The following is a 20,185-nucleotide window of genomic DNA, read 5'->3' on the forward strand; positions in this document are numbered from 1 at the left end:
ATACTGCTCTCAATACACCCTGTTTTAAGGGGATTGACAGGGAAAATGGCCCCATTGATGGGAAATCGCCATGACCACGGTTCTCGCCACCTTCCCGTCAAGGTTAGAATGCAGCAAATCAGGACGAGTCAATGACCCAGAACACCCTTTCCGAAGCCGAATACGATGCGATCACCGATGCCGCTGCGCATTGGTGCATGCGCCTGCACGCCGTCGATTGCACCGCCGAGGAACGGCTGGCTTTCGAGCAATGGCGCGACGCGCACCCGCTGCACGCGTTCGAATATGAGGCCATGCTGGAAATCTGGGATGTCGCCGAACACCTGCCGCGCCCGGAGCCTGCGGTGATCGTACCGATCCGCCCACCGGCCCGGACCTGGCGTCAATATGCGGTAGCAGCTTCCGTTTGCGCGCTGGCGCTGCCACTGGCGGCCTGGACCGGATGGAACCTTGGCTGGCTGCCCGACAGCTATCAGCATTTCGCGGCCACCGACAACGTCCGCCACGTCACCTTGAGCGATGGCAGCCAGGTCGAGCTGAACCTCAATACCGATCTGACCTTCAGCAATTACAAGGACGAGCGTCGGGTCACCCTGAAAAAGGGCGAGGCTTTCTTTGAAGTCAGCCACGACCTGAGCCACCCGTTCATCGTGAAGGCGGCCGAAGGCAAAATTCGCGTCACCGGCACCCGTTTCAACGTCTGGATGTATGAAGACCAAGTGAAGGTCAACCTGGTCGAGGGTTCCGTGCTGGTCACCAGCAACACTCAGTTGTCCGGTGATGGCCTGCGTCTGGGGCCTTCGATGCAGGCTCGCTACAAGCATGGCGACTACATGCCGCAAATCAGCCAGACCTATACCAGCGACACCTCGCTGGCCTGGCGTAGCGGCAAGCTGATCCTCGACAACCTGGCGTTGAACGAAGCTTTGCCGCTGATCAACCGTTATCTGGACAAACCGCTGATGCTGGCCGATAGCGCCACCGGGGCGATCCGGGTCGGCGGCATCTACAACATCAAGGAACTGAACAGCTTCGCCGGCTCGATGCCCAAAGTCCTGCCGGTGTTCATCACCCGCAACCAGGACGGCAACCCGGTGATCAATCCGATGCCGCAGCAACCGCCAAAAAACTGAAGGCCGCCCCTTTGCGGGAGCAGCCTTCAGTGTTTGCTGTGACATCGTGACGATTGATTACTGCGCCGCCACCTTCCCCGTCTTATCCAGTTCTTCACGCACGCTTTGCACCTGATACTGCGGATCGGCCTTGATCTGCTGTTCGGTGAACGGCAACACGCTCCACTGCTTCTTCGAGAAGGCTTCGGTCTGATCCCGCGAGTACTTCGACGCCGGATCGCTGGACAGCGAGAACGCGAGCAGGCCCTGAGCGTGCGGCCCCTTGTCGTCGAACGTCACCACCTGCAGATAACTCGTTCCGCTGACCACTTCGAGTTTGCCGTCCTCACGCGGCACGCTCTGGATCGCGTTGTAGATACCCAGCGTACCCGGGCCGCCATGGATCGGCGTCTGCTGACCACCACTGCTGACCACCTGAACATCGCCCCAACGGGTTTGTGCGGTCAGACCCATTTTGCCCGCCGACTCGGCTGACGCCAGCATCGCTTCGCGCAAAGCCTTGGCCACGTCGGGCTTCTCAGTCGCGAGCCCTCGCGGGGTGTGCTGCGCGTCTTTCGGATCGAATGCGACCCGCCAGACATCCGGAGATTCCTGCAAGGCCTGCATGATGTTCTGGAAATGCACCAGGCCCATTTCCGAATCCAGGTTCGCCCGACCGTCCCAGGCCTTGACGCTGGAGCACACCGATGTCAAAGCGACCTCGGCGCCGGTTGACGATGCACAGAACTTCAGCAGATCCGGCAGCACCTGAGCGGCCAGAAACACCTGATCATCCATGACCATGTGTTGCAGGTCCTGCACCGACACCGAACCTTTTTTGCTCAGGGTCGCGAGGCGATCCAGCGCAAAACGCGAGCGCAGCCCCAGTGGCTGGCCTTCCTGACTGATCAGCGGCGAGAAACCGGTCAGCGGTTGCGCCGGGTTGGCCAGCCAGGCCGAATCGTTGGAGTGCTGGACGAAATCCTTGCGCAACAGCTGCGGCAACTGGCTGGACGCATAAATGCCCTGCTGCGCCGCCTGCGGATCGATGTCCCAGGCGCATGCGCTGTTGGAGCCGTCGAGGACAATCATTTGCAGGCCGATACGCGGGTCGCTGCACTTGGCCAGTTTGTCGGCGCTGACGTTCGGCACCACTGACAGGTTCATGTACAGCGTCTGCCCCTTGTCATCCACCGCCAGGGTGTTGACCCACGGAATGCCCTGGATCTTGTGCACCGAATCCTGCAGATCCTTGAGGTTGGCGGCGCGGTTCATCGAGTACCACTGCGTCAGCACGCGATCATTGTCGAGGTTGGCATCGCGCAGGCTGTAGGCGTACTGGTTGTCCCAGTCGAGCTTGCCCGGCCACTGCACGATCGGGCCGAACTGCGAACTGTAGATAGCGCGCGATACCGGCTTCACCTGCCCGTCCGCCTGTTTGACCTGCACCGTCACCGTCTGCTTGTTCAGCGGCAACGATTGGCCATCGAGCAGGTAACGGGTCGGGTCCTTCGGATCGAGTTGCAGGCGATACAGGGTGAAGTGTTTGGACGAGTCAACGGTATGGGTCCAGGCCAGGTGCTGGTTGAAACCGATGTTGATCATCGGCAGCCCCGGCAGCGCCGCGCCCATCACATCCAGTTTGCCGGGAATGGTCAGGTGCATCTGATAAAAACGCATGCCGCCGACCCACGGAAAATGCGGGTTCGCCAGCAGCATTCCACGTCCGTTGAACGAACGTTCGCTGCCTACGGCCACCGCGTTACTGCCGCGGTCCAGGGCGAAACGTTGCAGGCGCGTGGCCGCCAGATCATAGGCGCGGGCATGGCTTTGGTTTTGCGCAGTGGCTTGCGGCGGCGTGGCGCCGGCCAGTGCCTCGGCGAACTGACCGACGCCGCCCTCGACCAGCAGCCGACGCGTCAGCTTCACCAGGTCCTCGGCCGCAATATCACGCACCCATTCGCCCTGACACTGCTGCGGCAGCCCTTGCTGGCGACGCTCGGCCAGATACCGGTTGTAGCCGGCGGCATAACCCTCCACCAGATCACGCACTTCGACCGGCTGCGCTTGCCAGAAGGCACCGACCGCTTGAGGGGTATTGAGCCATTGGAAGAACACGTCACTGACGCGATTCTCACGCTCTTCGACGGTGAGCTGATCCGGCCCGAAGTAGCGCGACCGCTCGCCATTGACCGTGACGATTTCGTTGGCCAGCAGGCACAGATTGTCCTGCGCATAGGCGTAACCGATGCCGAACCCGAGGCCGCGTTCGTTTTCCGCGCGGATATGCGGCACGCCAAACCCCGTGCGACGGATGTCGGCCCCGGTCTGGGTGGAAGGACTGAACGCCTGCGCCGACAGACTCAGCCCTAGAAACATGCCGGCAAGGGTCAGCCCGGTTAACTGCCTGAAAATAATCACGCTCGCTCCTGATCGAAATGCCTGAGAGCGGAGCGCGCCGTGTTCGAAAAGCCATGCGCGGCAGCCCCGCCCTGAAATCACCCACGCGTCCACGCGCAATGAGCCTGACCGGGAAACGAAACCGATGAAAAAAAATTTAGGGGATTACCAGGCCGTTTCGAGCCCGGATCACGGAGAAAAGACGAATCAACGACAAATTTTCTACATTTTTCGCTTCATGATTTGTCGGGCTGATACGTCTTGTTTAGAGAGAGCACCCGTAACCCTTCCTGATCAGGCTCTGAAAAGGAGTAATCGCATGTACAACCCGCAACTACCATCGGACGGTAGCCAGGCACCACAAGGAGCTTCCATGGGTTCGCACGCCGGCGTATTCGGACCACGAGTCGAGCGCCACGGCAATGAACGTATTCGCCTGCTGCTCAAGAGCTTCGGCCTGCGCACCAGCCTGATTCGCCTGAAAGTCATCGATGCCCTGCTGGTCGCCGCCGAGAGCGAGCGCAGCCTGGGTGTGCGCGGTGTCCACAGCCAATTGCTGGAACTGGGCATTCCGCTGTCCTTTCTCAGCGTGCGTGAAGTGTTGAAGCGCCTGTGCGCCGAAGGTGTGATCACCTTCAACGCCGACAAGAGCTACAGCCTGCATCCACAGGCTGCCGCCGTCCTCAACAGCGATTGATTCCCTTCTCGAGCGCCGTCAGGGTTTGACCTTGCGGCGCATCACACCGTTGATCACCACCACGACCACCGCCACGCCAATGGCGATGTACTGGAACACTTTTTGGCTGATAATCCCGGCGTTTTGCAGCCAGGACAGGCCGAACATGATCGCCAGCACGGTAAGGGCGATCAGAATCGAGTATTTCAAACGTTGCGACTGAGTCATTGCGAGTTCCTGAAACTTTGAAATGTATCGGGTTTGTATCGGCTTTCATGCCATGGGCATACCGTGTCACGGGGATGCGCCGCTGCAAACGAGGTCACATGTTACAGCCGATGAAGAGTTTTGACTCCATACGGCGTTAACCATGAGGACTTTTGAAATGCTGCGTCGAATCACCTGGCTGATTCCAGTTCTGGCACTGCTCACACTGAGCGGCTGCATCATTTTCCCCCACGGCGGCTGGCATGGCGATCATCGCTACTACGGCGGAGGCCCTGGTTACTACCAACATCGGTAAATCCGACATCGGAAGAGCGCCGACTATCGTCTCTTCAAATGCAACATTTGATTGAATGCCTGTGAAAAATGCCCACGAGGATGTGGGCATTTTCCGTATATCCCGTCCTCAAAATGTCGGAATTTTCGCCAGCATCCGCAGGTAACCCTCCTTCGGCAATATCCCGCAAACCTGCGACATACAACGTCGCAGCAATGACGTAGGAACACGCCACCCCTCGCCCTACCCTTTGCGCTCTCCCCTTTGAAGGCCATGGAAGCGCATGCAAAGAACACTCATCGATATCCCCACGCTAAAAACCCTTGGCTTCTGTCTGGCCATCACGCTGTTCGAGTGGCTGACCTATATGGCCAGCGACATGATCATGCCGGCCATGCTGAGCGTCACCGAGGACCTCGGCGCCGACCCACGCCATATTCCCAATGCGTTCAACCTGTATCTGATCGGAGGCGTCTGCCTGCAATGGCTGATCGGGCCGCTGTCCGACCGGTTTGGCCGGCGCCCCGTGTTGCTCGTCGGCTGTGCGCTCTTCGCAGTAACCTGCGTTGCGGCGATCGTCACCCCCGGCATTGAAGTCTTCAACGTGTTACGACTGCTGCAAGGCATGGGACTGGGGTTCGTGGTTGCTGTCAGTTATCCCGTGCTCCAGGAAGTCTTCTCTGAAGCCGATGCCGTGCGGCTTATGGCGCTGCTCGGCAATATCGCACTGCTGTCACCGTTGCTGGGGCCGCTGCTCGGCAGCCTGTTGCTGGAGTGGATGAACTGGCGCGACCTGTTTCTGGCCATGGGGCTGGCTGCCGCCATCGCGTGGATCGGGCTCTACACCTGCCTGCCGGAAACCATCGGAGTGGTTCGCCGCGATGGCGGCCAACAGCCCCCCGTTCCGCTGTCCTGGCGAAAGACCCGTTGTCGCTACCTGGCGCTGCTGCGCAACCCCGAGTTCATTGGAGCAAGCCTTGCACTCGGGCTGATGAGCCTGCCGCTGATTGCCTGGATCGGGCTCGCGCCACTGTTGCTGATCCAGTGGCTTGGCTTGTCGACGCGAGAGTACGCGTTGTGGCAGATCCCCATCTTTTCAGCGGTCATTGTCGGCAATCTGATCCTTGACCGGTTGCTCGCCTCGCGCGAACTGCCGCAATTGATCCGCCTCGCACTCTGGCCGTTTTGCCTTGGGCTGCTGACCTTGCTGGGTGGCGCGCTGATCGGCGTATCCCTCGGTGTGCTGATTGCCGGCCTCGTGCTCTATGCCGTCGGCCTGGGCATGAGCAATGCCGTGCTGTATCGGCTGGCGCTGTTTTCCAGCGATGACAGCAAGGGGCTGGTCTCGGCAGCCGTGGGCATGATCTCGATTGCCGTGATGGGTGTCGGCGGCTCACTCATCGCAGCCATCGGCGGCGGTGCCCGCCTCCAATCCTTCGCCCTCTGGGCGGCCGTAGGCGGGCTGTCGAGCCTGCCCCTCTTGTACCGGTTTCTTCGAAACGTTTCGGCAGAACCGCTTCCTCGCCACATCAATAACAAGGACGCCTGATGTTCCATTTCCCCCATAGCGACGCACTCTGTGCGTTGACGCAACCCTATTGTCCGGAATCCGTGCCGGCAGGGCTTTTCGACCAGGCCATGGCCGAAATCAGTCGGTTTCACAGCGAGCACACACCCGGTTATGAACACTGGCTGAAGGCCAACGGGTTGGCCGTGGCAGACCTGGACAGCCTCGACGACTGGTCGCGACTGCCGCCGATCTTCGCCAGTTTTTTCAAGCAGCAACAACTGCTCAGCCCGACCGGCGCAGACGCACTGGAACTGACATCGTCCGGCACCAGCGGCCAAAAAAGCCGCATGCGTTATGACGAACGCAGTCTGGCCGCCGCTCAATACATGGTCGAACGGATCTTCCACCACTATGGCTGGGACAGTCCGCAAACCCCGTGCAACTACTTGCTGCTGAGCTACGAGCCCGAAGCCAGCATCACCCTGGGCACGTCGTTCACCGATCAGTTCCTGTGCCGGTTCGCGCCGGTCAACCGTGTGGCGTATGCCTTGCGCCGGACCGGTGGCGGCCATGAGTTCGACGGCTTCGGCGTCATCTCGGCCTTGCAGTCATTTGCCGAAGAAGGTCTGCCGGTACGGATCATCGGTTTCCCGGCATTTCTCTGGCAGACCTTGCAACGCATGCAGGCCACTGGCGTGGCGAACCTGCAATTGGCAACAGATTCACTGGTGCTGTTTGGCGGCGGCTGGAAAACCCGTGCTGCGCAGGAAATCCCTCGCCAGCATTTGTACGCGCGTATCCATCGGCAACTCGGGGTCGATCTGTCCTGTTGTCGCGACGGCTACGGCGCGGTAGAGCACCCGGTGCCTTACTTCGAGTGCGCTCACCATCATTTCCATGTTGCCGTCTATTCAAAGGTGTTTGTGCGCAACCCATCCGACCTCTCCGTTCTGCCTTACGGCCGGCCGGGGCTGCTGAGTGCGGTCTCGCCCTACATTTCCTCAAGCCCGGCCCATGCCGTCGTCATGAGCGACCTGGTCACCCTGCACCCCGGCGCGAGCTGCGACTGCGGTCTGGACAGCGACTGGTTCGAACTGCATGGCCGTGCCGCCACCACCGCCGGCAGAAGCTGCGCCATGGCGGCTTCCGAACTGCTGGGGAGGCACTGATATGTACTTGATCAATGGACACCTTCACGATGAGCTCAGCCTTGATGCCGCGCTTGATCAACTGCGTCAGACGCTGCCATTACACCTGAGCCTGCCCTTGCACAGCGATACGGTCATCCAGGCAGCGGTCGCGTTTGCCGTCCGGTTGAGCGACAGCACGCTGGCTCTGCCACTCGACGCCGGACAACGCCAGTCGCTGATCGAGTTCTGCCAACCGCAAGGGCTGTTGCGCAAGCTCGAACGTGAGCTGGGCGATCAACCCGCTGCGCTGCGCCGCCCCGATTATCGCCAACCGCGCTTTGAGCGCTGGAGCCCCTTGGGCCTGGTGGTTCACATCACTCCCGGCAACGCGGCACTGCTGGCGTTCTGCGCGGTGATCGAGAGTCTGTTGGCCGGCAACGTCAACTGGCTGCGCCCCAGCAGCAGCGACGACGGCCTGACCGCGCAATTGCTCCATGCGCTGACGCGATGCGACCCCAGCGGCCAACTGGCCGGGCACGTCGCTGTCGTTCCGGCGAGCACCGCACAAATCGGCCAGTTGTGCCGATGGGCCAACGGCGTTTCGGCCTGGGGTGGTGAATCGGCGCTGCAAGCGATCCGTGAACAGATTCCCGCCGGCTGCCGCTGGATCGATTGGGGACATCGCATCAGTTTCGTTTATCTGACCCCGGACGCCGTCTCGCCACAGATACTGGATGGTGTGGTGGATGAAGTCTGCCGACTCGATCAGCAAGCCTGCTCCAGCCCGCAATGGTTGCTGGTGGACAGCGACGACCCGGCCGTACTGCGCGAAATCGGTTTACGGCTGTGCGACGCATTCGAACGCCGTGCGGAGCACTGGCCGCCATTGCCGCCAACTCTTCAGGAAGCCTCGCAAATCACCACCGATACGACCATGGCCCGGCTCGCACACAGCTTCACCGAGGTGGCTGGCGAGGTCTGGGCAACACCGGGCTGGCGGGTGATCTGGACCCACGACCAGTCATTGCAGCCTTCACCGTTGTTTCGCAGTCTGCTGCTCAAGCCACTGCCGCACGCACGGCTGATGGAAACGTTGCTGCCATGGCGAAACGTGCTGCAAAGCTGTGCCCTGATCTGCCCGGAACAGCAGATTGCAGCGATTTCACGGAACCTGCTCGCCGCCGGTGTCACCCGGATTGCCCCGGTGTCGGCAATTCATGATGGCTACGAAGGCGAGCCCCATGACGGTGTCTATGCCTTGCAACGCCTGAGCCGGCGAGTCTCGGTAAGCCTGTCGCCGACACAGTTGCCCTCCCTCGCGTCGCTCGACGGCTCAGCCATCGCGCCCTGCGTGACGAACCTGCCGATCATGAGCAAGGAAGATTTCATCGCACGGCCGATCAACCCGGTGGCCCAGCTGTATTTCCGCTCCGGTGGCAGCAGCGGCGTACCGGCGCTCTCGGGTTTCAGTTATCGCGACTTCCACCGGCAGATGCGCGCTACGGCCGACGGTCTGTTCGCAGCCGGACTCGATCCGTGCCGGGACCGGGTGATGAACCTGTTTTTCAGCGGTGGTCTGTATGGCGGCTTTTTCAGCTTCTCCAAAGTACTGGAGCAACTGGACGTCACTCATCTGCCGATGGGCGCCCCGGCCGATGATGATTACCGGGAGATTGCGCAATTGATCGTCGATCAGCGGGTAAACACGCTCATCGGCATGCCGAGCACTTTGCATCGATTGTTTCTCAACGAACAAACACGTTTACGTGCCTATGGCGGGATCGAAAAGGTATTCCTAGGCGGCGAGCACCTCGGCGAACAGAGCCGCCAGTTGATGCAGGATTGCGGCGTCACGCTGATCCGCTCGGCGATCTACGGCAGTGTCGATGCCGGCCCGCTCGGCCATGCGTGCCCGGCCACCGACGATGGTGTTTTTCATCTTTTGAGCGATATCCAGCACCTGGAAATTGTCGCGTTCGAAGCCGATCATCCCGTCCATGGCACCGAAACCGGCCGCCTGGTGTTCACCTCCATCGAACGGCAAGGTCAGAACGTCCAGCGTTATGACGTCGGCGACAGCGGTCGCTGGGTACCCGGACAGTGTGAGTGCGGCCTGACGACGCCCCGGTTCGAATTGCTTCAGCGCCACGGCAGGCTGGTGCGCATCGGCACCGATTTCATCTGTCTGTCGCAGCTGGCGCAGCACCTGCAGACCGAATTCCAGGTGATCCTCGAACATGCCCCCGACGGACTCGAATGCATGAAATTCCGAAGTGCACTCGAACCCCGCGAGGTACATGAACGATTGCAGGGCTACCCGACGCTGGCCACCCTCGTGCAAACCGGGCTGCTGACAGTAGAGGCACAAACGTGCGCCATCGACCGGTTCACCCGAAACAGACACAGCGGCAAGACGCCGCTGTTGATCGATAACCGGGGAGCTGCTCCCTCCTCCGTTCTGCAAGGAGCAAACCGTGAACCCAAGCATTGAATTACAGGAGCTGGTGGCTTTTGCGCGTCAGCATTCAAGCTTTTACGCCAGCCACTTCAGCGAGGTGCCCGAGCAGGTAATGTCGCTCGCCGAACTGCCGGTCATTGACCCTGCGCAGTACTGGAAAGACAGCCACGACCTCGACCACTGGCCGGTGCTGACCGCAGGCCTGGATAACGCACTGGTCTTCAAGACCGGCGGGACGACCGGCGATGGCAAATTGTCGGTTTTCGAGCGCCGTGAATGGCAAACGCTGGTGGAAGATTTCGCAGGCAGCCTCAAGGGTCGGTTGAACAAGGGCGACCGGGTCGCCAACCTGTTTTTCGTCGGTGATCTGTACGCCAGTTTCATCTTCACACACGACGCCCTGGCCCACGTACAGCCGGGCATCGTGGAGTTTCCTTTCACCGGCCACGTCGATCCGGCCGTCCTGGCAGAGGCGATTTTCCGGCACCGGATCAATGCGCTGGCAGGTTTACCCGCGCATTTGCTGTCCTTTGCCGCATGGCTGGAGCGCCAGGGACGGCGGCTGGAGTGCGTCGAATCCCTGCTCTACGCAGGTGAAAGCCTGTTCCCGGCGCAGTTGCAACTGCTCGGCCGGGTATTCCCCAATGTGCGCGTTGCCTCCTTGGGGTACGCCAGTGTCGACGCCGGCTTCATCGGCGCCAGCCATCCCGACTGCGCCTTGGGTGAACATCGAATGCCCCAGGGCCACAGCGTGCTGGAAATCCTCGACGAGCAGACCGGCGAAGTGATCGAGGAGTGCGATCGCACCGGACGTCTGGTGATGACCAATCTCACCCGGCGATTGATGCCGTTGATTCGCTACCCGGTCGGCGACCGCGCGTGTTGGCGTGAAGTTGAGCAAACCCCCGCACGCAAATTCGCATTGATGGGCCGTTGCGCCGACAGCCAGCGAGTCCGGGTGGGCATTCTGACGTTACTGCCTGATGAAATCGGCAATGCCGTGCAACGCATCACCCACAGTGACGACTGGCAACTGATGATCGAACAGACCGGAACAAAGGACATCCTGACACTGAGATGGGCTCCGGATGCCGTGCGACCCGCGTCGGCGGAATCAGAGCAGATGCTGCGCAGCGCATTTATCGAGCTTTATCCGTTGATTTCGCAATTGAACGCCGATCATCTGCTGGATTTACGGATTGACTGTTGCACTGTTCAAGACCTGACACGCCACCCACGCTCCGGCAAGCGCCAGCGTGTGCTGGACCTGCGTGTCTACAACAGCCCCCGTGCGGATCTTCGCTGATGGAGCGCGTAACGCTGCGGAACTACCGCAACAGCGACGCAAAAGCCGTGAGCAGGCTGTTTCGCAAAATCTATGGCGATCTCTATGCCCAGGCCCACGTCTATCTGCCCTGCATGATTGACCGCAACCATGCGCAAGGCCATTGGCACTCGCTGGTGGCGGTAGCCGAAAATAATGTAGTGGGACACGCGACATTGATTCGCGCCAAAGACTCACGCCTCGCAGAATTGGCACTCAGCGTGGTTGACCCGCAAACCCGGGGTCAGAGTATTGCCACCCGTCTGGGCCACCGACTGTTGATCCATGCCCAGGCGCTGGGATGCCGGGGCGTGACGATCAGACAGGTGACCTGTCACCCCTACACCCAGCGCATGGCAGCCGGCCTCGGCTTTCACAATACGGGATGGCTGCCCGACGGTGTCCCGTCTCCGCACGATGCCTCGGCACGGGAGTCGCTCGTCATCGGCTACCTGCCCATTGACGGACACCGGCGTCCGCTTCCGGCACTGGCATGGCCCGATAGCTGTCGGGACTTCATGCAGCAAATGTGCAGTGTGTTCGGAACGCAGGAAAAGGCTGCGCCATGGGTGGGCGAACCGGTGCATCTTGAACAGCGGTGGGGTCGATATGAAGGGACTTTAAGGGCACTGGATGGTTGTTTGCTCAAGCAGTTGCAGGAACTGCCGGCTCATTGGCTCATTTCAATCAGGCTGAGGCTGGCGAAGGGTTTTGATAGCGCGTTATACGCGCTGACGAGGGCGGGTTTCGTGTTCACCGGACTGGCGCCGGATGAACGAGGCGCAGGATGGCTGGCGTTGTTTCATCGCGGCGCAAAACCTCCCTCGCTGACGTTGATTTGCCCGCGGATGCAGCGGCTGCACGATGACCTGCAAGGGAAATAGCAAGCGTGGCGCAATAACGACAAGCCCCCTTATCGGGGGCTTGTCGTTGCAGGATCATGCCTTGGCGCTGACGCCTTTGTCGGTCGGAGGCGCACGTTCACCGCCCTGTCCGTAGGTTTTCAGGCTCTGCAGCACATAAATGGCTTTCTTGTACTCCGGGATCAATGTATTGGCGTACTTGTTGCCCTTGAGGCTGTTGTTGTTGATGGTGTCCAGTTGCGTAGCGAAATATTCCAGCGCATTGAACTTGGCATCCGGGTCTTTCTGAATGCCGAAGCGATCGAACTTGTCACCGGCGTTGAGCAGTGTCATCGAGGTCACTTCGGAAATAAGGCCCCGACTGCGCAGGAAATCCGCCAGTTTGCCCAACTGCTTGGGAGAGACGTTTTCCGGATCGAATCCCTTGATGTTCTTGTGCAAACGCTGCTTGTCCATTTCCGCCGTATTGAGAACGGTGGGGTCGTTGCCGACCAGGGCCAGCATCTGCTTGACCTTTACGCTTTGAGAAACCGGTTTGCCCGAGCTCCCTGCATCTCGAACCAGCAAACCTGCCTTGGGCTGCCACGCGCCGGTATAACCAACGGTCATGAGCGTGCTCCTTGCGAAAAGAACATGAAAATATCCTTGTGGAACGTCTTGAGTTGTCCGGAGTATCGGCCGGCAAACTGAAGGTACCAATCTGTTTTTCACTTTTTTACAAATTTCGTACATTCTCGATACAAAGCACCGCAAGCCCCGCAGAAGTTGGTCCACAGCCATCTGATCAGTCCGGCGAAAACCGGTTTTTTACTCTAACGAACGGGCTGGTTAGTTTGCATGTGTCGGAATTGTTACTTGCCGGCCAGCGCTTCAAGACTTTTTAGCACGTGAGTACCTAAAGCTTCCTCGCGCCGCGACGATACGTAAGGGATACCCCTACTGTTTTGCTCCTCGCCCCTAACAAGAAACGAAGGACCGGTCTCCATGCCCGCATTCCGTACCATTCAGGCTCGCTATACGCTGTTTCTGGTTCTTTTCATTCTGTTGCTGTCAGTGTTGACGGTGGTCGGCATCAGCCAACTGGTCGCGCCCAAACTGCGCCATACCGAAGAGCAGGTTGTACTTAACCGTATCGCCGAGGTCGCCGAGCAGATCCAGGGCGAACTGAACAAGGTTCAGTCGCAGCAGCGCAGCATCACCCAGACCATCCCGCTGCTCGACAGCGCGGCCATCGATACCGTGCTGCCGGGGCTGGTGGATCAGTACGGCGAACTGAAAGTGTTCGGCGGTGGTATCTGGCCATTGCCCGGCCAGCGTGAGGCGGGACGTAACAAGTTCAGCACCTTCTGGCACCGCGACAGCTCCGGCAAACTCGCCGTGAACACGTTCTGGAACAGCGACGCAGCCCCCAACTACTACGACCAGAGCTGGTACAAGGGCGGCCTGCAGACCCCGCGTGGCCAATGCGCCTGGGCCGCGGCCTATAAAGACGATGCCAGCGCCGAGCCGCGCACCAACTGCGCCATGGCCATTCAGAAGAACGGCACGACCTGGGGCGTATCGACCATCGACGTGACCCTGGGCTTTTTCAACGACCTGGTGGCCCGCAAGGAAAAAGACCTCAACGCCGAAATGCTGATCGTCGAGGCCGACGGCAAGATCATCAGCAACAGCTCGCGCATCAACGGCCCGATCGTGCTGAAGAACATCAACGAGCTGGCCGCCGGCTCGACCTTCGCCAGCCAGGTCAAGGCCGGACTGCAAAACCGCGAACAGGCGCAGCGCGTCGAATTCGACAACAACGGTGAAGCCAGCACGTTCTTCATGCGTCCGATCGAAGGCACCCCGTGGTTCCTCGCCACCGCGCTGCCGACCAAAATGCTCACCGCGCAACGTGACGACGTGCTCAGCAGCCTGAGCCTGTTGCAGATTCCGCTGGTGATCCTGCTGGTGCTGTTGCAGGTCTACGCGATTCGCCAACTGGTTGCGCGCATGAAAGCGCTCAAAGCCAACATCGATTCGCTGTCCAGCGGCGATGCCGACCTGACCCGCCGCATCACCATCCGCGCCGAAGACGAGCTCGGCGCGATCGGTCACTCGGTCAACACCTTCATCGCCTATTTGCAGAACATGATCGGCGAAGTCACCCAGGCCACCGGCGCCATGGCTTCGAGCCTCGACAACCTGCAGCGCACGTCGGCACATACCAGCCAGATCCTGTTACGCCATGCCTCGGAAACCGACCAGACCGTCACCGCCATCAACGAGATGAGTTCGACCGCCGAAAGCGTTGCACAGAACGCTGCCGAAACCGCTGCGTTTACCCAGCGTGCCAACGAAAATGCCGATCGCTCTCGGGTCGTGGTGGGCGAAGCCACCAGCAGCGTCGTCGCGCTGATCGATGAAGTGGCCAGCGCCACCCACAAAGTCGAAAACATGCAGCAGGACGCCCAGCGCATTACCGAAATCCTCGGTGTGATCGGTGCCATCGCCGGCCAGACCAACCTGCTGGCACTGAACGCCGCCATCGAAGCCGCCCGCGCCGGTGAACAGGGCCGCGGTTTCGCCGTGGTCGCCGATGAGGTACGCGCCCTCGCCGCCCGCACCCAGGCCAGCACCTCGGAAATCAACGAAATGCTGGCCCGTCTGACCCAAGGCGTGAGCTCGTCGGTCAGCGCCATGGAAAACACCCAGGCCAGTTGCCAGTCTGCCGCCGACGCCACCGCACGCGTTACCACAGGTCTCGATGACATGGCCGGTTCCGTCAGCCATATCAACAGCCTCAGTGCCCAGATTGCCACGGCCGCCGAGCAGCAGAGCGCCGTCACCGAGGAGATCAACCGCAGCATGGTGCAGATCCGCCACATGGTGGATGAGCTGGTACAAAGTGGCCAGGCCAGTGAAACCAATACCCGCCAGTTGCTGGAAGCCAACAGCCGGGTGAGTGCGATCATGGGGCGGTTCAAGGTCAGCTGACGGATTTGTCATCTCGCACTCAGGAGGCTGTCAGCTTTGATCTACGATCATGCTGACGGCCTGCCTTGTATCAACTGGAAACACTCCGTTGATGCTGGGCAGGAAAAACCGGTCAAAATGCGTTCTTTTTGACCGTCACCCGAGTCGAGAACCCTGCATGAAAAACCCTCTGCGTCTGGCCGCCCTGAGCGCCCTGCTCCTTTCCTCCCTGGCGCAAGCCGCCGACCTCATTCCGATCGAAGTCCACCGCGACGCCAACTGCGGCTGCTGCAAAAAATGGATCAGCCACCTGGAGGCCAACGGCTTCAAGGTCGAAGATCACGTCGAAAGCGACATGAGCAGCTTCAAGCAACAACACGGTGTGCCCCCTCGCCTGGCGTCCTGCCACACGGCAATCATCAACGGCAAATTCGTCGAAGGCCACGTGCCTGCAGAGCAGGTGCTGGCCCTGAGCAAACGTGACGATCTGCTTGGCGTGGCTGCTCCGGGCATGCCGATGGGCTCGCCGGGCATGGAAATGGACGGCATGAGCGATGCCTATCAGGTGATCGGCCTCAAGAAGGACGGTGCCGACGTGGTGGTGGCGGATTACCCGGCCCATTGATGACGGCGGGTTATCTCGGGCTGTTCCTTGCCGCGTTTGGCGCGGCGACCTTGTTGCCGCTGCAATCGGAAGCCGTGCTGGTCGGGCTGCTGGTCAGCGATCGTTACTGGCTTTGGGGACTGCTGGCCGTGGCGACGCTGGGCAACGTCCTTGGCTCGCTGGTGAACTGGTGGCTGGGACGCGGACTGGAGCGGTTTCAGGATCGACGCTGGTTTCCGGTCAGCCCGAAGCACATGGCCCGTGCCCGTGTTCACTATCAGCGTTATGGTCACTGGTCGCTGCTGCTCAGCTGGCTGCCGGTCATCGGTGATCCCCTGACGCTGATTGCCGGGGTCATGCGCGAACCGCTCGGGCGATTCCTGTTGATCGTCACCCTCGCCAAAGGCGCCCGTTACGGCGTGCTGGCGATGCTCACCCTAGGTTGGCTCGGTTGAACGATCGGGCGCGGGCATTGCCTGTGTTTAACGTCGCCCTAATCCGGCCGTTCCAGCATCGGCCGATTTCCTGTGGAGTTGTCTCATGTCTGTGTCGCTGACCCGCTGGCTGCCCGGCCTGCTGTTGACCGCTGCCCTGCCCCTGCTGGCTCACGCCGAAGGCCCTCAATACGGCCCGGAGCTACAAGGTTTCGATTATCCCTACACCCTCAAGCACTTTGCTTTTCAGTCCCAGGGCCAGTCTCTGCAAATGGGTTACATGGACGTCGCCGCCCACGGCAAGGCCAACGGGCGCACCGTGGTGCTGATGCACGGCAAGAACTTTTGCGGCGCGACCTGGGACAGTTCGATCCAGGCCCTGAGCGAGGCCGGTTACCGGGTGGTCGCCCCGGATCAGATCGGTTTCTGTACCTCCAGCAAACCCGATCATTACCAGTACACGTTCCAGCAACTGGCGGCCAATACCCAGCAATTGCTCAAGGCGCTGGGCATCCAGAAAGCCACCCTGCTGGGCCACTCCACCGGCGGCATGCTCGCCACCCGTTACGCCCTGCAATACCCGGATCAGGTCGAGCAACTGGCGCTGGTCAACCCGATCGGCCTGGAAGACTGGAAAGCCCTCGGCGTGCCGTATCGCAGCGTGGACCAGTGGTATCAGCGCGAACTGAAAGTTACCGCCCAGGGCATCCGTGACTATGAGCGCAACACTTATTACGACGGTCGCTGGAAACCCGAATTCGACCGTTGGGTAGAGATGCTCGCCGGCCTGAGCAATGGCCCGGGCAAGACTCAGGTCGCATGGAACTCGGCGCTGATCTACGACATGATCTTCACCCAGCCGGTGTACTACGAGTTCAAGGACCTGAAGATGCCGACCCTGTTGCTGATCGGTACGTCCGACACCACGGCCATCGGCAAGGACATTGCGCCACCCGAAATCAAAGCGAAAATCGGCCACTACGAAGTGCTGGGCAAGCAGGTCGCGAAGCTGATTCCGCAATCCACGCTGGTGGAATTCCCCGGCCTGGGCCATGCCCCGCAGATGGAAGAACCGGCGCAGTTCCACAAGGCGCTGCTTGGCTGGCTGAACAAAACCAATCCCGTTCGTTGAGGAGTCAAGGCTGATGGCGGTGCAGATTGCAGTGATCGATGACTGGCAGGACGTGGCGCGGGACGTGGTCGACTGGTCGGTGCTGGACAGTCTCGGTGAAGTGACCTTCGTCCATGAGTACCCGGCGGACAACGCCACGCTGGCCGAACGACTGGGCCGGTTCGAGGTGATTTGCGTGATGCGCGAACGCACGCGCTTCGATGAAGACCTGCTCAAGCGTTTGCCGAACCTCAAATTGCTGGTCACCGGCGGCATGCGCAACGCAGCGCTGGACATGCCCGCCGCCGCCCGCCTCGGGATCAAGGTCTGCGGCACCGACAGCTACAAACATGCCGCACCGGAACTGACCTGGGCGCTGATCATGGCCGCCACCCGCAATCTGGTGAACGAAGCCAACGCGTTGCGCGCCGGCCAGTGGCAGCAGGGTCTGGGTGGCGACCTGCACGGCAAGACCCTCGGTATTCTCGGGCTCGGCAGCATCGGTCAGCGGGTGGCGCAGTTCGGACAGGTGTTCGGCATGCGCGTCATTGCGTGGAGTGAAAACCTCACCGCCGAGCGCGCCGAACAGGCCGGCGTCACCTATGTCAGCAAGCAGCAATTGTTCGAACAGGCCGACGTGCTGTCGGTGCACCTGGTGCTCAGCGACCGCAGCCGTGGATTGGTCGATGCCCGAGCGCTGGACTGGATGAAGCCGACCGCCCTGCTGGTCAACACGGCACGCGGGCCGATTGTCGACGAAGCGGCGCTGATCAAGGCTTTGCAGAAACAGCGCATCGGTGGTGCAGCCCTGGATGTGTTTGATGAAGAACCGCTGCCGGCGCTGCACCCGTTTCGCACGCTGGACAATGTGCTGGCCACACCTCATGTCGGGTATGTCAGCCGACAGAACTATGAACAATTCTTTTCGCAGATGATCGAGGACATTCAGGCCTGGTCGGCGGGAGAACCGATCCGTCTGCTGAATTGATCCACGCCTGCTTCGCGGGCAGCCCATGCCCGTGAAGCAGCACCCGCTGACCGCCTGCCAACATAACTGTCCGCACCGCAACAGTGCATCCGCACGTTCCTTGCGCCCGAAAACGTGACCGTCCGGTCACCGTTTTGCACCATCCGCCCCTTCAAACATGCACTTCGTCGGTGCGATGCCCCGCTCAAATCCGCGGTTTCCGTGGCCCTGAAACACATTGTCGAACAATTCGTCCGATCGCCCTGGCCCGCTCTAGGATCTGGCCTAGACTGATTTTCGCGCGGCGAAACCGACCGGTCACAAAGCGGAAAATTATTCGAAACTTTTGCTGATCGCGCCGGGTCATCTGAAAGACAGGGCCAAAGCGACTGGTTCATTCCTTGCAACGGCCTCTTCACCCATTCTGCTTGCGCGTGTTGGGTAGCGTTTGCTCACCGATGCGTGGCGCGTTTGCGCCCGGCCACAGGATTTGGCCATGGACATCGCTTGTTCAAGACAAGAATCAGATCAACAAAACGGGAGATTCATATGATCAGTGCGGCATTGGATATTCAGGGAGAGCGCGCTCACCAGCCGGTCGGCGATTCGAGCACCGCGAGCGTTCCCGGCAGCCGGTCGATCAACGTCCCGGGTACAAAAACCCTGGCACCGGTAGCCAGTCAGAATCCCAACAAGAAGAAAGTGTTGTTCGTGACCTCGGAAATCGCCGATCTGGTGAAGACCGGCGGTCTTGGTGACGTTTCTGCCGCCCTGCCCCGCGCCATGGCGCATCTGCATGATGTCCGGGTACTGATCCCCGGTTACCCGCAAGTGATGAACAGCGAGAATCCGATCCATATCATCGGTGAACTGGGCGGCCATGCCGCACTGCCGCCCTGCAAGATCGGGCGCATGGACATGCCTGACGGTCTGGTCATTTATGTGTTGATCTGCCCTGAACTCTACGCCCGCGACGGTGGCCCCTACGGTGCCAACAACGGTCGCGACTGGCCGGACAACCACATCCGTTTCGCCCGCCTGGGCCTTGCCGCCGCCGATATCGCCGCCAACCTCGCACAAATCCACTGGTGCCCGGATCTGGTGCACGCCCACGACTGGCCGGCCGGGCTGGCGCCTGCCTACATGCACTGGCGCGGGCAGCGCACGCCAACCCTGTTCACCATTCACAACCTCGCCTATCAAGGCGTGACCAGCCTCGGTTCGTGCCCGGAACTCGGGATTCCCGCCCATGCCCTGCAACAGGAAGGCATGGAGTTCTACGGCAAGATGTCGTTCCTCAAGGCCGGCATGGCCTATTCGAGCCACATCACCACGGTCAGCGCCACCTACGCGCAGGAAATCACCACCCCTGATTTCGGCTGCGGTCTCGACGGTTTTCTCGCCGCCAAGACCCAGCAAGGCTTGCTCAGCGGCATCCCCAACGGCATCGACGAGAGCTGGGACGCCGCCACCGATCCACACCTGTTCGCGCCGTTTGCCATCGGTGACTGGGAAGGCAAAGCGATCAACGCCGCCCATGTGCGCGAGCTGTTTGGCCTGAAAGACTCCGAAGGTCCGCTGTTTGCCGTGGTGTCACGGCTGGTCTATCAAAAAGGCCTGGACCTGACCGAAGCGGTCTCCGAGTACATCGTGCAGAACGGTGGCCAGATCGCGATCATCGGTCGCGGCGAACCGGAAGAAGAACAGGCCATGCGCGACCTGGCCCTGCGTTTCCCCGGCCAGATCGGTGTGCGCATCGGCTTCAATGAAACCGACGCCCGACGGATGTTCGCCGGCAGCGATTTCCTGCTGATGCCGTCGCGTTACGAACCTTGCGGCTTGAGCCAGATGTACGCCCAGCGTTTCGGCTCGCTGCCGGTGGCGCGCAACACCGGCGGGCTGGCCGACACCATCGAAAACGGCGTTACCGGGTTCCTGTTCAACGAGTCCACGGCCGACAGCTACCGCGAAGCCCTGAGCCGCGCGTTCAAGGTGTTTGCCTTTCCGGATCTGCTGCACGCCATGCGTTGCCGGGCGATGGCCGCGCCGTTCAACTGGTGCCAGGCCGTCGAACCCTACGCCGAACTCTACGAACAACTGGTGGCCAAGGCGCTGGGTAAAACGCACCACAAATAACCA

Annotated in this window: 16 protein-coding genes and 2 pseudogenes; 15 read left to right on the forward strand and 3 right to left on the reverse strand. The window is 60.7% G+C overall.

Annotated elements, in window-relative coordinates; genetic code table 11:
* Positions 1-131: 131 nt before the first annotated feature.
* A complete protein-coding gene (locus DXT77_RS00525) occupies positions 132-1,133 on the forward strand; it encodes a FecR family protein (protein ID WP_119426195.1) in 1,002 nt (333 codons plus the stop codon).
* Between the two features lie 57 nt (positions 1,134-1,190).
* On the opposite strand, the gene DXT77_RS00530 is transcribed toward DXT77_RS00525, so the two are convergent.
* Positions 1,191-3,533 (reverse strand): acylase, encoded by a 2,343-nt coding sequence (locus DXT77_RS00530; protein WP_119426196.1) that lies wholly within the window; start codon positions 3,531-3,533, stop codon positions 1,191-1,193.
* Between the two features lie 298 nt (positions 3,534-3,831).
* On the opposite strand from DXT77_RS00530, the gene DXT77_RS00535 reads away from it, so the two are divergent.
* Positions 3,832-4,209: a fe2+ zn2+ uptake regulation protein gene (locus DXT77_RS00535; protein WP_119426197.1), complete on the forward strand. Its 378-nt coding sequence runs from the start codon at positions 3,832-3,834 to the stop codon at positions 4,207-4,209.
* An 18-nt stretch (positions 4,210-4,227) separates the two neighbouring features.
* Here DXT77_RS00535 and DXT77_RS00540 read toward each other — a convergent pair whose 3' ends face one another.
* On the reverse strand, positions 4,228-4,416 hold the full coding sequence (locus tag DXT77_RS00540; protein ID WP_119426198.1) for a hypothetical protein: 189 nt from the start codon (positions 4,414-4,416) through the stop codon (positions 4,228-4,230).
* Between the two features lie 157 nt (positions 4,417-4,573).
* Between DXT77_RS00540 and DXT77_RS29855 the strand changes: the two genes are divergently transcribed.
* From DXT77_RS29855 to DXT77_RS00565, 6 genes are all read left to right on the forward strand, one after another.
* Complete coding sequence (locus DXT77_RS29855; RefSeq protein ID WP_167443772.1) at positions 4,574-4,711, forward strand: hypothetical protein; 138 nt, start codon at positions 4,574-4,576, stop codon at positions 4,709-4,711.
* 262 nt (positions 4,712-4,973) lie between these two features.
* On the forward strand, positions 4,974-6,239 hold the full coding sequence (locus tag DXT77_RS00545) for an MdfA family multidrug efflux MFS transporter (protein ID WP_119426199.1): 1,266 nt from the start codon (positions 4,974-4,976) through the stop codon (positions 6,237-6,239).
* Positions 6,239-7,369 carry an acyl-protein synthase gene (locus DXT77_RS00550; RefSeq protein WP_119426200.1) on the forward strand — a complete coding sequence of 377 codons (1,131 nt, stop codon included), beginning with the start codon at positions 6,239-6,241 and terminating at the stop codon, positions 7,367-7,369. Before DXT77_RS00545 ends, DXT77_RS00550 begins: the two co-directional genes overlap by 1 nt.
* 1 nt (position 7,370) lies before the next feature.
* Complete coding sequence (locus tag DXT77_RS00555; RefSeq protein ID WP_119426201.1) at positions 7,371-9,821, forward strand: acyl-CoA reductase; 2,451 nt, start codon at positions 7,371-7,373, stop codon at positions 9,819-9,821.
* On the forward strand, positions 9,805-11,094 hold the full coding sequence (locus tag DXT77_RS00560) for a phenylacetate--CoA ligase family protein (protein ID WP_119426202.1): 1,290 nt from the start codon (positions 9,805-9,807) through the stop codon (positions 11,092-11,094). Before DXT77_RS00555 ends, DXT77_RS00560 begins: the two co-directional genes overlap by 17 nt.
* Positions 11,094-11,996: a GNAT family N-acetyltransferase gene (locus DXT77_RS00565; protein ID WP_119426203.1), complete on the forward strand. Its 903-nt coding sequence runs from the start codon at positions 11,094-11,096 to the stop codon at positions 11,994-11,996. Before DXT77_RS00560 ends, DXT77_RS00565 begins: the two co-directional genes overlap by 1 nt.
* A gap of 54 nt (positions 11,997-12,050) precedes the next feature.
* On the opposite strand, the gene DXT77_RS00570 is transcribed toward DXT77_RS00565, so the two are convergent.
* On the reverse strand, positions 12,051-12,584 hold the full coding sequence (locus DXT77_RS00570) for a hypothetical protein (protein ID WP_085731120.1): 534 nt from the start codon (positions 12,582-12,584) through the stop codon (positions 12,051-12,053).
* 375 nt (positions 12,585-12,959) lie between these two features.
* Between DXT77_RS00570 and DXT77_RS30290 the strand changes: the two are divergent.
* The 7 genes and pseudogenes from DXT77_RS30290 to glgA all read left to right on the forward strand — a co-directional run.
* Positions 12,960-14,090, forward strand: a pseudogene (locus tag DXT77_RS30290) (cache domain-containing protein); the annotation flags it as partial.
* A 333-nt stretch (positions 14,091-14,423) separates the two neighbouring features.
* Positions 14,424-14,951: pseudogene (locus tag DXT77_RS30295) on the forward strand (methyl-accepting chemotaxis protein); the annotation flags it as partial.
* Between the two features lie 157 nt (positions 14,952-15,108).
* Positions 15,109-15,555, forward strand: a complete 447-nt coding sequence (locus DXT77_RS00580) for a DUF411 domain-containing protein (RefSeq protein ID WP_119426205.1) — start codon at positions 15,109-15,111, stop codon at positions 15,553-15,555.
* Entirely contained in the window at positions 15,555-15,989 is a 435-nt protein-coding gene (locus tag DXT77_RS00585) for a YqaA family protein (RefSeq protein WP_011333971.1), read from the forward strand. Before DXT77_RS00580 ends, DXT77_RS00585 begins: the two co-directional genes overlap by 1 nt.
* An 85-nt stretch (positions 15,990-16,074) precedes the next feature.
* A complete protein-coding gene (locus DXT77_RS00590; RefSeq protein ID WP_119426206.1) occupies positions 16,075-17,100 on the forward strand; it encodes an alpha/beta fold hydrolase in 1,026 nt (341 codons plus the stop codon).
* A gap of 13 nt (positions 17,101-17,113) precedes the next feature.
* Positions 17,114-18,067, forward strand: coding sequence for a D-2-hydroxyacid dehydrogenase family protein (locus tag DXT77_RS00595; RefSeq protein WP_119426207.1), 954 nt, complete (start codon positions 17,114-17,116; stop codon positions 18,065-18,067).
* A 528-nt stretch (positions 18,068-18,595) separates the two neighbouring features.
* On the forward strand, positions 18,596-20,182 hold the full coding sequence (glgA, locus tag DXT77_RS00600) for a glycogen synthase GlgA (RefSeq protein WP_119426208.1): 1,587 nt from the start codon (positions 18,596-18,598) through the stop codon (positions 20,180-20,182).
* Positions 20,183-20,185: the final 3 nt, after the last annotated feature.

The organism is Pseudomonas sp. 91RF, from assembly GCF_003576265.1.
In the GTDB taxonomy this organism is placed as follows: domain Bacteria; phylum Pseudomonadota; class Gammaproteobacteria; order Pseudomonadales; family Pseudomonadaceae; genus Aquipseudomonas; species Aquipseudomonas kribbensis.

Excerpts from the sequence above, each read along its gene's own strand:
- DXT77_RS00525 (WP_119426195.1), top strand. The coding sequence starts at position 132 with ATGACCCAGAACACCCTTTCCGAAGCCGAATACGATGCGATCACCGAT.
- DXT77_RS00535 (WP_119426197.1), top strand. The coding sequence starts at position 3,832 with ATGTACAACCCGCAACTACCATCGGACGGTAGCCAGGCACCACAAGGA.
- DXT77_RS00540 (WP_119426198.1), bottom strand. The coding sequence starts at position 4,416 with ATGACTCAGTCGCAACGTTTGAAATACTCGATTCTGATCGCCCTTACC.
- DXT77_RS29855 (WP_167443772.1), top strand. The coding sequence starts at position 4,574 with ATGCTGCGTCGAATCACCTGGCTGATTCCAGTTCTGGCACTGCTCACA.
- DXT77_RS00545 (WP_119426199.1), top strand. The coding sequence starts at position 4,974 with ATGCAAAGAACACTCATCGATATCCCCACGCTAAAAACCCTTGGCTTC.
- DXT77_RS00550 (WP_119426200.1), top strand. The coding sequence starts at position 6,239 with ATGTTCCATTTCCCCCATAGCGACGCACTCTGTGCGTTGACGCAACCC.
- DXT77_RS00555 (WP_119426201.1), top strand. The coding sequence starts at position 7,371 with ATGTACTTGATCAATGGACACCTTCACGATGAGCTCAGCCTTGATGCC.
- DXT77_RS00565 (WP_119426203.1), top strand. The coding sequence starts at position 11,094 with ATGGAGCGCGTAACGCTGCGGAACTACCGCAACAGCGACGCAAAAGCC.
- DXT77_RS00570 (WP_085731120.1), bottom strand. The coding sequence starts at position 12,584 with ATGACCGTTGGTTATACCGGCGCGTGGCAGCCCAAGGCAGGTTTGCTG.
- DXT77_RS00580 (WP_119426205.1), top strand. The coding sequence starts at position 15,109 with ATGAAAAACCCTCTGCGTCTGGCCGCCCTGAGCGCCCTGCTCCTTTCC.
- DXT77_RS00585 (WP_011333971.1), top strand. The coding sequence starts at position 15,555 with ATGACGGCGGGTTATCTCGGGCTGTTCCTTGCCGCGTTTGGCGCGGCG.
- DXT77_RS00590 (WP_119426206.1), top strand. The coding sequence starts at position 16,075 with ATGTCTGTGTCGCTGACCCGCTGGCTGCCCGGCCTGCTGTTGACCGCT.
- DXT77_RS00595 (WP_119426207.1), top strand. The coding sequence starts at position 17,114 with ATGGCGGTGCAGATTGCAGTGATCGATGACTGGCAGGACGTGGCGCGG.
- glgA (WP_119426208.1), top strand. The coding sequence starts at position 18,596 with ATGATCAGTGCGGCATTGGATATTCAGGGAGAGCGCGCTCACCAGCCG.